At 62.9% G+C, this 11387-nt stretch carries 10 protein-coding genes and 1 other RNA gene; 4 read left to right on the top strand and 7 right to left on the bottom strand.

From position 1 onward, the window contains the following. Positions 1 to 2: 2 nt before the first annotated feature. From QRM60_RS20400 to QRM60_RS20385, 4 genes are all read right to left on the bottom strand, one after another. Positions 3 to 1085 (bottom strand): AAA family ATPase, encoded by a 1083-nt coding sequence (locus tag QRM60_RS20400; protein ID WP_103701537.1) that lies wholly within the window; start codon positions 1083 to 1085, stop codon positions 3 to 5. Positions 1086 to 1112: 27 nt separating this feature from the next. After that, positions 1113 to 2714 carry a DUF5691 domain-containing protein gene (locus tag QRM60_RS20395; protein ID WP_285446928.1) on the bottom strand — a complete coding sequence of 534 codons (1602 nt, stop codon included), beginning with the start codon at positions 2712 to 2714 and terminating at the stop codon, positions 1113 to 1115. Continuing rightward, positions 2639 to 4099, bottom strand: coding sequence for an SWIM zinc finger family protein (locus tag QRM60_RS20390; protein WP_285446927.1), 1461 nt, complete (start codon positions 4097 to 4099; stop codon positions 2639 to 2641). Before QRM60_RS20390 ends, QRM60_RS20395 begins: the two co-directional genes overlap by 76 nt. 210 nt (positions 4100 to 4309) lie before the next feature. Next, positions 4310 to 4999: a DUF1349 domain-containing protein gene (locus QRM60_RS20385; protein WP_285446926.1), complete on the bottom strand. Its 690-nt coding sequence runs from the start codon at positions 4997 to 4999 to the stop codon at positions 4310 to 4312. On the opposite strand from QRM60_RS20385, the gene QRM60_RS20380 reads away from it, so the two are divergent. Beyond that, positions 4967 to 5686, top strand: a complete 720-nt coding sequence (locus tag QRM60_RS20380; RefSeq protein WP_285446925.1) for a TetR family transcriptional regulator — start codon at positions 4967 to 4969, stop codon at positions 5684 to 5686. The genes QRM60_RS20385 and QRM60_RS20380 overlap by 33 nt on opposite strands. 224 nt (positions 5687 to 5910) lie before the next feature. Here the strand turns inward: QRM60_RS20380 and QRM60_RS20375 are convergent, their stop codons facing one another. Further along, positions 5911 to 7074 carry a mandelate racemase/muconate lactonizing enzyme family protein gene (locus QRM60_RS20375; RefSeq protein WP_042596074.1) on the bottom strand — a complete coding sequence of 388 codons (1164 nt, stop codon included), beginning with the start codon at positions 7072 to 7074 and terminating at the stop codon, positions 5911 to 5913. A 23-nt stretch (positions 7075 to 7097) separates the two neighbouring features. Further along, a complete protein-coding gene (gene dctA, locus QRM60_RS20370; RefSeq protein WP_285446924.1) occupies positions 7098 to 8423 on the bottom strand; it encodes a C4-dicarboxylate transporter DctA in 1326 nt (441 codons plus the stop codon). A 153-nt stretch (positions 8424 to 8576) separates the two neighbouring features. Between dctA and QRM60_RS20365 the strand changes: the two genes are divergently transcribed. After that, positions 8577 to 9494, top strand: coding sequence for a LysR family transcriptional regulator (locus QRM60_RS20365; RefSeq protein WP_115555918.1), 918 nt, complete (start codon positions 8577 to 8579; stop codon positions 9492 to 9494). A 41-nt stretch (positions 9495 to 9535) separates the two neighbouring features. Here the strand turns inward: QRM60_RS20365 and QRM60_RS20360 are convergent, their stop codons facing one another. Continuing rightward, positions 9536 to 10120 (bottom strand): TetR/AcrR family transcriptional regulator, encoded by a 585-nt coding sequence (locus QRM60_RS20360; protein WP_285446923.1) that lies wholly within the window; start codon positions 10118 to 10120, stop codon positions 9536 to 9538. Between the two features lie 112 nt (positions 10121 to 10232). Between QRM60_RS20360 and QRM60_RS20355 the strand changes: the two genes are divergently transcribed. Further along, positions 10233 to 10988, top strand: a complete 756-nt coding sequence (locus QRM60_RS20355) for an SDR family NAD(P)-dependent oxidoreductase (protein ID WP_285446922.1) — start codon at positions 10233 to 10235, stop codon at positions 10986 to 10988. 267 nt (positions 10989 to 11255) lie between these two features. After that, positions 11256 to 11330: non-coding RNA, sX9 sRNA (locus QRM60_RS20350), on the top strand. Positions 11331 to 11387 lie beyond the last annotated feature (57 nt).

Here is an 11387-nt window from a genome sequence, read left to right as displayed (position 1 = left end):
GCTCAGGCTTGTTCGCGGAACGCGCGATACAGGTCTTTCCAGTCGTCGCGCTCCTTTACCACGGTCTCCAGATACTCCTTCCACACCAGCGCATCCTGTACCGGGTCTTTGACAATGGCGCCGATCATTCCGGCTGCCATGTCGCCAGGACGCAGCACACCGTCGCCGAAATGTCCCGCCAAAGCCATGCCATTGTTGATCACCGAAATGGCCTCTGCGGTGGAAAGCGTCGCTGTGGGGCTTTTCAACTTCGCCTTGCCGTCTTCGGTCACACCATTGCGCAGCTCGCGGAAAATACGCACTACACGCGCGACTTCCTGCAGCGCCGGCGGTTCAGCAGGAAGATCCAGCGCCACGCCCATCTCGGCGACACGCTTGAGCACGATGGCGACTTCGTCTTCCTCGCTGGATGGCACCGGCAGAATCACGGTATTGAATCGGCGTTTGAGTGCACTGGACAGTTCGTTGACGCCCTTGTCGCGGTTGTTGGCCGTGGCAATCACGCTGAAGCCACGCACGGCCTGCACTTCGCTGCCCAGCTCAGGAATCGGCAGTGTCTTTTCGGAGAGCACGGTGATGAGCGCATCTTGCACATCCGCCGGAATGCGCGTGAGTTCTTCGATGCGCGCAATCTTGCCCAGGCGCATGGCATTCATCAGCGGGCTGGGCACCAATGCTTTCTCGCTCGGGCCATTGGCGAGCAATTGTGCGTAGTTCCAACCGTAGCGGATCTGCTCTTCGCTGGTGCCGGCTGTGCCTTGCACCAGCAGTGTGGAATCACCACTGATCGCTGCGGTCATGTGCTCGGAGACCCACGACTTCGCCGTACCCGGCACCCCGAATAGCAGCAATGCGCGGTCGGTGGCGATGGTGGCGACAGCCACCTCCATCAGGCGCCGATCGCCAATGTACTTGGGGCTGACTACGAATCCGTTTTCAAGGGTGCCTCCCAGCAGATAGGTCACCACCGCCCACGGCGAGAGGATCCAATTGGCTGGGCGCTGCCGGGTGTCCTGGCGGCGTAGTTCTTCCAGTTCCTCGGCATATTGATGTTCGGCATGCTGACGCAGGACAGCGTTACTCATACGGGCTCCAGTCAAAGGGCGGAATGATCAGAAAGTGGAATGCAGCGCCTGGCGCAGCGTCACAACATCGTGCGCCTGCTGTACGCAGTCGAGCATGGCCTCCGTGGCATTTGGCGCCGCGTCGGCAATCTGCACATGCGGTAGTGCGGAGGGATGAAGGACGGCCAGCAATTCCAGCACCAGATCACGTTGAACGTAGTCGTAGCGCAACGACTCATCACCGAACCGCGCACCCAAATCCGCAGCCAGCCGCTGTGAGTATGCGGCGCTCAGGGTCTGGCCAGGGCTGGTACTACCGAGCACTTCAGCAAGCAGGGACGTTTGTTGCAGCTCTGCGATGCTGGCGGGCCAGTGCTGCTCGCGCTGCGCGGGTGGAAGCATGGCCAGCAACTCACCCAGGCGCAGCTGTCGCTGTTCCACATCAATCATTGCTTGTACCCATTCGGGTTCGCTGGCGTCCACACGTTCCAGCCATGCACGCAGCAGCGCGTCGTACCAGTCCGTGCTGCGTGCCCAGGCCAGCACCTGCGTCGGTGTTTTCTCCAAGGTCTGGCACCACCAGCCCAGTGGGAGTTGACGCGCAATCTGGTAAAGCCACCAGGCGCGCTCGCCCAGCATGTCGCTGCCGGGACGCTTGCTGTCGATGGCGGCGTCGGCCCAGCTGGCATCAGCTACCGCTGGGGCATCCAGTTTCCAGGCCATGCGGCGCAGCAGGCCGGCGGGTTGCTGCTGCAGCAGCGTGCGCATCTGCGCATTTATATATTGCGCGTGCACGGTGAACGGCAGTGCGGCAAGCATCGGCCCCACCAGCATGCGTACCTCACGGCTGCGATCCTTCAGCAGTGTTTGCAACAACGGGCCATCGGCATCGCTCAGCTGCGGCTGCAATGCGGCAATGACCTCGACCCGCTCACGCGCAGAGAAGTCCTTGAGCGCACACTGCAAGCGCGCATTTGCGGCCGCGGCGTTATGGGTTCGTAGCTGTCGAAACGCGTGCAGCCGTGCGTCGAATGTGCCTTCGTCCCACACCTGTTCTAGATTCGCAGGTGCAGCCTGTCCATGATCCCCTGCTTCTACCGCGTAGTTCCAATCCGGATTGCAGGCAGCCAACCAGCGGCCACGGATGCCCAGCATCGGGCGCAGAAAGGCGCGCAGCGGGTTCACACGTGCCCCGGCGTTCAGCGCCAATGGCAATACTGCCACTGGCAGATACTGGTTGTGTGCTCCCAGTTGCAGGCAGGCTTCGTAACGTGTGCGCCTCATCCAGGGCGGTGGTTGGGTGCCGCTAAATAGCCGCTTCAACAGGGGTGCCCAGGCGTGATCTGCCGGAAGTGCCTGAGGATCATTTTCCGCGGGTGGCGGCAGAGCCACCGGTGCGGCCATGCGCAGGGCCGCACGTCTGGAGGCAGCCACTACGCCCACCTGCACGCTATAAGCCAGTGCTGCATCCTCGTGCTTGGCGACTGCGGCGAGGACGTCGCCGAGCGCGCCTTCGGCAGGAACGACCTGTGGGCAGTCGATGCCCAGTAATGCAGGCTTTAACCATGTCGGACTCATGCTGCTCCCCTTTCCCAGCATTCTCCCTGCCCATTCCAGGCGGTCAGCGGCAGCAGCGTCTGGCCATCCCATTCACCTACCACGCACAACGGGTGGCCACCGGCAAACGCCAGCAGCGCCCACCCCTGCATCAATGAAAGCTGCAATGGCAGTGTGCCTTCTGCGTGTTGTACCCAAGCGGCGTGGCCATCATGCGCCACATGTGCCTGCGCCAAGCGCATGGGTACGAGCGGCAGCCAGGGATTCGCTGCGAGTGCGAGCGCAGCTGCATCGAGCGAATCTTCGCGAGGTAGCAAGGTGCCCGCAGCGCTTCCCGCATCCACCTCAGCCATCACTGCGCGTAAGGGCACCGTCCCCATGTGGAAATGCAGCGTCCCCGCATAGACATGGCCGTTGCGCCACTGCTGATCCCAACCGCGCCCGCCGTGGCTATAGTCCTGCAGTAGCGCGGCACGGGCGCTCTGCACACCGTGCAGCCAGACGCGGCGCTCCACCAAATTGCCCGGCTGCTCAATGATCTGTTGGCCCTGCACATGCCACTGATCGCGCACGGCCTCGCCTTCGCGTAGCACCACGTCGCGCTCGATGGGCCAACCCAGCGCAGCGCGCAGGTCTGCCCGACGCGCTGGATTGAATGTTTCCATGCGGGGAACCGCCTGCGTGAGCAATTGCAACAGCCCAAGACGCTCGCCCAATTCGGCCAGCTGGCTAAGATCGCGCCCGCCCTCGCCCAGCGCGTGTTCCAACCGGTTGGCCAAGCCGGGTGCTTGTGCATCCACCATGCGTGACATCATGCGTCGCGCGTCCTGCTCAAAGCCTTCGCCAAGGTTGGCAAGCCCCTGGCGGAAGGTGTCCGCGATCCAACGTTGCAGTTCTGCCGCGCCGGCTTCCATGCGCGACCAACGTGCGTGCTCGCGTTTGGCGGCTGTCGCTGCCTGCACTTGCGGATCGGGCGGTGCCGCGCTCGCCGCGACTTCCTTGCGGACAGCACGATCACGGCGCCCCTGCATCCATTCCTCCACCCAGGCCGGGCGCACACCTGCTATGCAGCGCGGGTTGCCTGCGGCGTAGAGCATCAGCAGCGCAAGGCCATGTTTGCAGGGAAATTTGCGGCTTGGGCAGGAGCAGCGACTGACCAGCGCGGACAGGTCCACCTGCGTCTGGTAGGGCTTGGAGCCACTTCCTTGGCATTCGCCCCACAGGGCATCGGCGTCGACGCCAAGCAGACCCCATTTTGCGTCCGTGGCCAAGCCACCAGCTGCTTTGCTAGACGATGCATCAGGCGCAAGCGCGAGCACCTGCTCGCGCGTGAGTCGCACTTCCATAGCCGTACTCACATCAGATCCGCGGCAATGATAGCCGAGGTTGGCTGATAACCAAGCGTTCGCTTGTTGCCGCTTCGAGGGACGCGCTTCCTTAGGTGAGCGCCGATGCGTTGGGAGGTGCGCTGCGAGCAACTGCTGTTGGGCGGGCTACGTTCCGGCCCAGCCCCTGCGGTTCATGCGCTAGGACCGACTTCACTCTCGGTTGCCCTGCTCCTAATCAGCTCCGTGACTGCGTGCTGCCGTCGCGCAGCCGTATGGTATGTAAGAGATAGGAACCGGCAGAGCGTCGTCTGCTCCGAAATGACGGCTCAGACCAAGGCGCTTGCTAGGGAGCCACCTGTATCAAGACAGGTCGTGCAGATCCTTCCCCAGCACGGGGCCAAGCGTCCAATCGGAAAACTGGACACGCAGCCCTTCGCGTTCCGGGGTGCAGGTCATCGGGCCCACGAGGTAGGAGTCGGCGACCGGGAACGGGCAGAGCCTGACTAGCGGCCAGTACGTGCCGTCGCGCGAGACCTGCAAGCGGAGCACGCCCTTGTCGACTGTTGCGCGCATCCAGAAATCGGACGCGTCCGCTTCGTACGGCCCGGTGGCCCAGTCGGAGGTGCCATCGGTCAGTACGCTGCTCAGCATGGCGCGGCCGTCGCTGAGCTCGATTCCGGCCTTCACCCATTGCCGTTCGTTGACCCGCACCATGATGCCGGCCTGGTCGTAGAGCTGCTCGAACTTGCCGCGGATCCTGAGCTGGCAGGTGAAGCGCGATGGCGCCTTGATCCCGAGAAAATGGCCGCTATCGCGCGTGAAACCATAATGGGTTTCGCGCCAGAAGTCGGTGCCCTTGTCGGTGACCACGTCGAGCACGTCACCGGGCAGGACGCGGTGCACCTTGGGCGGGTTGAGCCAGGTGCCGGTCTCCCAGACCCCGCGGGCCTGCGCATTGGCGCCGGTCGCCAGGACTACGCTGCCGGCAGCGATGCCGCCCAGCGTCGCGCGGCGGCCATGGTCCACGTTCCTCTCGTTGTCATCGCGCATGCGCTTGCTCCTGGCTCGTACGGTGCCTGCCCTCGCCGGTGCCAGCACGGCACCAGGACGGCGGGTTGCAAATTTGTACATCCGTACCATTTCGATGTCAAACGCTGGATTACCATGACGTGCTTCCATCGAACCCACGCGTGCATGAGCGGCAGAACCTGGCGTCAAGACCCCAACCGAAAACAGAGCATCGAGCAGGCCGCGTTGCGCGTGGTACTGGAGCACGGCGTTGCCGGCACCACGTTTCGCAAGGTTGCCGAAGAAGCCGGTGTGCCGCTTGCCGCGACGTCGTATTACTTCGCATCGATGCAGGAGTTGCTGATTGCTGCGTTCACCCGCTTCTCGCTCGAGGTGTCCGATGGCTTCGCTGCGGAAGTGAGCGCTGCAACAACACGCGAGCAAGCGTGCGATGCGGTGGTGAACATCATCTTCGGCGATGGCACCGCGTCTGCGCGGGTGCTGTTGCTGAGTTATGAGCTCTACGCGTTTGCCCGCAGGCATCCGGAGATGACCGCGATCATGGAGCAGTGGATGGCCAGGAGCCGAACCGCGCTGGAGCAGCATTTCTCCAAGGCGGCGTCGGCTGCACTCGATGCGTTTATCGAGGGCGCCACCATTCACCGCTCGGTAGTGCGCACGAACAGGAAGAGCGTACGCGCCGCGGTGGAGGCGTTGGCTGCGCTTTAAACCGCCGTGATGCAGCGCCAAGCGCCCGGCGTTTCTGCTACGTGGGTCTAACGCATCGCCCGCGCCGCAGCGTCAGGCGGGGCCTGCTGCACATCGTGCTGCACGGCGTGACGCTGCCACGCGCTCCGGCAACTGTACCGGAGCCTCTATGCTGAACTCGCTGGGTCAGCCCTGCATATGACCTGCTGGCGACTCACCGAGCACAGGCGCATCACGCGGCAGCGTTACTCGGCAAGCTCGCGCATCACCTTGATCAGATCCGACTTGCCCTCGAACCCAATGCCCGGCAGTTCCGGCATCACGATGTGGCCATCCTGCACCTGTACGCCATCCGGGAAGCCGCCATAGGGCTGAAACAGATCCGGATAGCTTTCATTGCCGCCCAGTCCCAGACCTGCCGCGATGTTGAGCGACATCTGATGGCCACCATGCGGAATGCAGCGAGACGGCGACCAGCCGAACTGATGCAGCACATCGAGCGTGCGCAGATATTCGACCAGCCCGTACGAGAGCGCGCAATCGAATTGCAGGTAATCGCGATCCGGGCGCATGCCGCCATAGCGCAGCAAGTTGCGTGCGTCCTGGTGCGAGAACAGGTTTTCACCGGTAGCCATCGGGCCGGGATAAAACTCGCTCAATGCAGCCTGCAGCGCATAGTCGAGCGGGTCGCCGACTTCTTCGTACCAGAATAAAGGGTAATCCCGCAGCATCTTGGCGTAGGCAATCCCGGTCTCCAGATCGAAGCGGCCATTGGCATCGACGGCCAGGCGTGCCTGGCTGCCGATTTCTTCCAGCACGGACTCGATGCGGGCGCGATCCTCGTCGATGGACGCGCCACCGATCTTCATCTTGACCACGTTGTAGCCGCGATCCAGATAGCCGCGCATTTCCTTGCGCAAGGCGCTGTTGTCCTTGCCCGGGTAGTAGTAGCCACCGGCGGCATAGACGAAGACGCGCGGGTTGGCCTCCCTGCCCTTCATCTGCGCAAGGTACCGAAACAGCGGCATGCCGGCGATCTTGGCGGTGGCATCCCAGATGGCCATGTCCAGCGTACCCACCGCCACCGAGCGTTCACCGTGACCGCCGGGCTTTTCGTTGGACATCATCGCCTTCCAGATCTTGGAAGGGTCCAGGTTGTCGCCCGCGTCGTTGCACAGCGAGGCACCGTCCGCCTCGAGGATGCGGTCGCGGAAGCGCTCGCGGATCAATCCGCCCTGCCCGTAACGTCCGTTGGAATTGAAGCCGTACCCGACAACCCGGCGACCGTCGCGGACCTGGTCGGTGACCACCGCGACCAGACTCGCGGTCATCTTGGAAAAGTCGATATAGGCGTTACGGATCGGCGAGGCGATCGGCTTGGTCACTTCGACAACATCGATGATGCGCATGGGAGAGGCTCCTTGTTGTGGATTCAAGTCAGTGATGCATCTGTGGACGGCGCTGCGGTGGGCAGCGGCTCGCCGTTCTTTTGTCGGCGGATGATGTCCTGGGTCTGCGCGAGGTCGAGTGCGCCGTCCCACTTCGCAATCGCCAGCGTGGCGACGCTGTTGCCGATGAGGTTGACCACCGCCCTCGCCTCGTTCATGAAACGGTCCACACCGAGCAACAGCACCAGCCCGGCAACCGGCACGGTATCGATGGTGGACAGCGTTGCCGCCAGTGCAACAAAGCCTGCGCCGGCAACACCCGCAGAGCCTTTGGAGGTGAGCAACAACACCCCGAGCAATGCAATCTGCTGATAGACCGGTAGCGGTGTATTGGTGGCCTGCGCGACAAAGATCGCCGCCATGGTCAGGTAGATGCAGGTGCCGTCGGCATTGAAGGTGTAGCCGGTAGGCAGCACCAGGCCGACGGTGGATTTACGCACCCCGGCAAGTTCAAGCTTCATCATCATGCGCGGCAACACCGCTTCGGTGGAGCAGGTGCCGAAGGTGACGAGGATTTCGTCCTTGATGAAGCGCAGCAGCTGCAGCAGCGGAAAACCCGCCCAGCGTGCGATGGCACCCAACACGATAAAGACGAACAGCGCCGAGGTCACATATACGGCAAGCATCAGGTGCCCGAGCGACCACAAGGTTGCCAGGCCGTACTTGCCAATCGTGAAGGCAATGCCCGCACCGGCGCCCAACGGCGCCAGACGCATCACCATGTTGATCATCCGGAACAGCGCCTGCAGCCCGTTATCGATGAGATCGACCAAGGGCTTGCCCCGCTCGCCTAGCTGCAGCAGGCCGATGGCAAACAGCACCGACACCAGTATCACCTGCAGCATGTTGCCTTTGGCAAAGGCATCCACCAGCGTGGTGGGGATGATGTTCAGTATGAACTCCACCATCCCTGCATCATCTTTTGCACGCGCCACATACTGCCCGACGGCGCTGCTATCGATGGTGCCGGCATCGATATTCATGCCCTCGCCCGGCTTGATGAGGTTCACCACCACCAGGCCGATCGCAAGCGCCAATGTGGAGACTACCTCGAAGTAGATCAGCGCCTTGAGGCCGGTCTTGCCGACCTCCCTGACGCTGCCCATCTTGGCGATCCCAACCACAACGGTGCCGAAGATGATCGGCGCCAGCAGCATCTTGATCAGCTTGATGAAGCCTTCTGCGACCGGCTGCAGCACAACGCCCACATGCGGCCAGAAATAGCCCAACAGCCCGCCAATCACGATGGCGATCAACACCTGTACATAGAGTTGCCGCAGCAACCCTGTAAGACCCGTTTGTTTCTGCATGATCGCCCGCTCCCGTCGACATGCCACGCATCAAGAATCTCGTTTGCCGCAGCACGTGCTGAGTGACGTGCTGCAAGCCTGCGTCAGAGAGTAAGAGCGCGTTGCCGGGTGCGGCCAATGCCTTTTTTGGGCGCTTGATGCACAATCGGCATCATGGAATTGACCTGGCTCGAAGACTGCGTGGCGTTGGCTGACACGCTGAATTTTTCGCGCGCCGCCAAGCGCCGCTTCGTCACGCAGCCCGCCTTCAGCCGGCGCATTCACGCCCTTGAAGAATGGTTGGGCACGCCGCTGTTTCTTCGCTCACGCAAGGAAGTGGTGTTGACGCCGGCTGGCGAGGCATTCATCCGCAAGGCCTCCGGGCTCACCGCAGCGCTGTATGCGGCCCGGCAGGAAGCATTGGAGGTGGCCGGGCGGCACACGCCGGCGCTGGCCTTCCTTGCAACGCACGTCCTGTCGTTCACGTTCTTTCCGTCCTTTGTCCGGCGCATCGAATCGAACACCGGCATCGGCGCGTTCCAGCTGATCTCCGATACGTTGCGCGCTTGCGAAAAACTGATGCTGCAGGGCGCAGCGCAGTTCATGCTGTGCCATGGTCACCCGCGTCTGCAGCTGGGGCTGGACCCTGGCCAGTTCGAGCAGGTGGTGATCGGAAGCGATGTGCTGCAACCCTTCAGTGCGCCCATGGGCAGCGATGACGCACGCCCACGTTGGCCGCTTGATTCAAGCGATGCGCTGCCACTGCTGTCTTACAGCGCAGACTCCGGCCTGGGACGCATTCTTGCGGGGCATCCGGCATTCAACGCGCTCGAAGCGCGCCTGACGCCCGCGCTCACCTCTGACCTTGCCGCAACCCTGCTGGCCATGTGCCGTGCAGGAGGCGGCATCGCCTGGCTGCCGCGCACGCTGGTGACCGACGACCTCGATCAGGGGCGGCTGGTGCACGCTGCGCCGCTACAGGCGGACTGGGATATCGCCATGGACATCTGCCTGATCCGGCACACCGGGCCGTTATCGCGGCAAGCCGAAGACATGTGGGAAAAGCTCAAGCAGGGCAAGCTGAAGAGCTAGCCGAGCTCGCGCGGCGTGCGTACTGCAAGCACGCTGCAAGATCAGCGTGCTTTGGCTGCAGCCCGTGCTGGCGCGCCTGCGCACAAGCCGTCCATGACCGTGTCCATCAGCCAGTTCAGCCTTGGCTGCCAGTCTTCGGTCACATCGATTTGCCAGATGCCCGCAGTCGCCAGGAAGAACTTGTCGGCGGTGACGCCCGGCCGGATCGTGCCGGCGGCCTCATTGGCATCGAGCAGCATTTGCGCCGCGGCAATCACCGGTGCGTAGCCTTCGTTGCCGGCACGCTCTTTCACGTTCGCAAACTCGCGCAGCGCGCCGGCCAGGCCCGCCTTGGTGATGGCGTATTCGGCCAGGCGATTCATCCACTCGCGCAGTGCCCGGTCCGGCGGCAGTGTCTTGAGCAACTGCGCGGCCGCCCCGGTAACCTGCAACATCTCGTGCCGGTAGACCTCGATGACCAGCGCCTCGCGGGTCGGGAAGTGGCGATAGAACGTGCCCTGCCCCACGCCGGCCTTCTTGGCAATTGCACTCAAAGGAACATCGGCTGCGCGCACCAGTTCGGCCAGCGCCACGGACAGGATGCGCTCCCGGTTCTGCACTGCATCGGACCGCTTCGGCTTCTCCACGTCGCTCCTTGTTCAAATATGCGTTGACAAACGGACAGTTGTCCGCCACTGTCTGGCGGTAAGCGGATGACTGTCCGTTTCGATTCTACCCCATCCGTATCAGGAGATATCCGTGAAGACCACCGGCAATACGATTCTCATCACTGGCGCCACCTCCGGGATCGGCCTGGGCCTGGCACTGCGGCTCCAGCAAGCGGGCAACACCGTCATCGTGTCGGGCCGCCAGAAGGCGCTGCTGGACCAGATCACGGCCGAACATCCTGGGCTGGAGGCAATCGAGCTCGACGTGGCCGACGCAGAGGCCATCGTCAAGGCCAGCCAGCTGGTGGCCGAGCGTTACCCCGCGTTGAATGTCGTCATCAACAACGCCGGCATCATGCCGGCCGACAACGTGCTCACGCCTGCATCGTTGAAGGCGGCCGAAGACGCAGTGGCCATCAACCTGCTCGGTCCGATCCGCATGAGTTATGCGTTCCTGCCGCAGCTGGTCAGGAACACGGACAGCGTCCTCATCAACGTCAGCTCGGCGTTGGCCTTCGTCCCCTTCCCGATTGCGATGACCTACAGCGCCACCAAGGCCGCGGTGCATTCGTTCACCGAAAGCTTGCGCGTGCAATTGGCCGAGACCCCGGTGCAGGTGATCGAATTGGCGCCGCCTGGCGTGCGCACCAAGCTGTTCGGCCAAGGCAACGACGAACACGCCATGCCGCTGGACGAGTTCCTGGACGAAGCGCTGGCGCTGTTGCACGCAGACACCACGCCGAACGAAATCATCGTGGAACGTGCCAAGTATCTGCGGTATGCGCAGGCCAATGGCAAATACGATGAAATGCTGGGAATGTTGTCCGCAGTGAAGACGCTGGACTGAGCCGCTCCGCCTGCAGTTGATCGCTCGTGCGGTGACAGCGCGGAGCCCGGGTTCGTGCCGGGCTCGGCGTTTTGCGCCTCCGCGCCGCACCTGCTCGTGGAGGTTCCGCGCGCCAGTCACGCGTAGCCAGCTCGCATTGACACTGCCTTCTGGCCCGGTGCGAGTGCACCCTTGCTCGCTACCCTCGGGTGAGGTTGCGTTACGTAGAGCAGCTATCAAAATGACTGCGCAGCCGCCAGGCGGGCGCGGCCGGTGCTCGGAATCGGCATATACCCACGTACATTCCGGTTCCTCCGCGCCGTCCACACCCACCTGACGGCTGCTCGCTACGTTTTGTCAGCCGCTCTTAGAACCTGTTCACGATCTTCTGAGTAATAGTGCCAAGAAGGCCAAATGGAT

Source organism: Xanthomonas sp. fls2-241-TYG-148 (genome assembly GCF_030208815.1).
Taxonomy (GTDB): Bacteria; Pseudomonadota; Gammaproteobacteria; order Xanthomonadales; family Xanthomonadaceae; genus Xanthomonas; species Xanthomonas campestris.
The sequence above is the reverse complement of the archived record's forward strand: the minus strand, read 5'-3'. Positions and strand labels throughout refer to the sequence as shown.

Excerpts from the sequence above, each read along its gene's own strand:
- QRM60_RS20400 (WP_103701537.1), bottom strand. The coding sequence starts at position 1,085 with ATGAGTAACGCTGTCCTGCGTCAGCATGCCGAACATCAATATGCCGAG.
- QRM60_RS20395 (WP_285446928.1), bottom strand. The coding sequence starts at position 2,714 with ATGGGATGGCCAGACGCTGCTGCCGCTGACCGCCTGGAATGGGCAGGG.
- QRM60_RS20380 (WP_285446925.1), top strand. The coding sequence starts at position 4,967 with ATGGTCCACGTTCCTCTCGTTGTCATCGCGCATGCGCTTGCTCCTGGC.
- QRM60_RS20385 (WP_285446926.1), bottom strand. The coding sequence starts at position 4,999 with ATGCGCGATGACAACGAGAGGAACGTGGACCATGGCCGCCGCGCGACG.
- QRM60_RS20375 (WP_042596074.1), bottom strand. The coding sequence starts at position 7,074 with ATGCGCATCATCGATGTTGTCGAAGTGACCAAGCCGATCGCCTCGCCG.
- dctA (WP_285446924.1), bottom strand. The coding sequence starts at position 8,423 with ATGCAGAAACAAACGGGTCTTACAGGGTTGCTGCGGCAACTCTATGTA.
- QRM60_RS20365 (WP_115555918.1), top strand. The coding sequence starts at position 8,577 with ATGGAATTGACCTGGCTCGAAGACTGCGTGGCGTTGGCTGACACGCTG.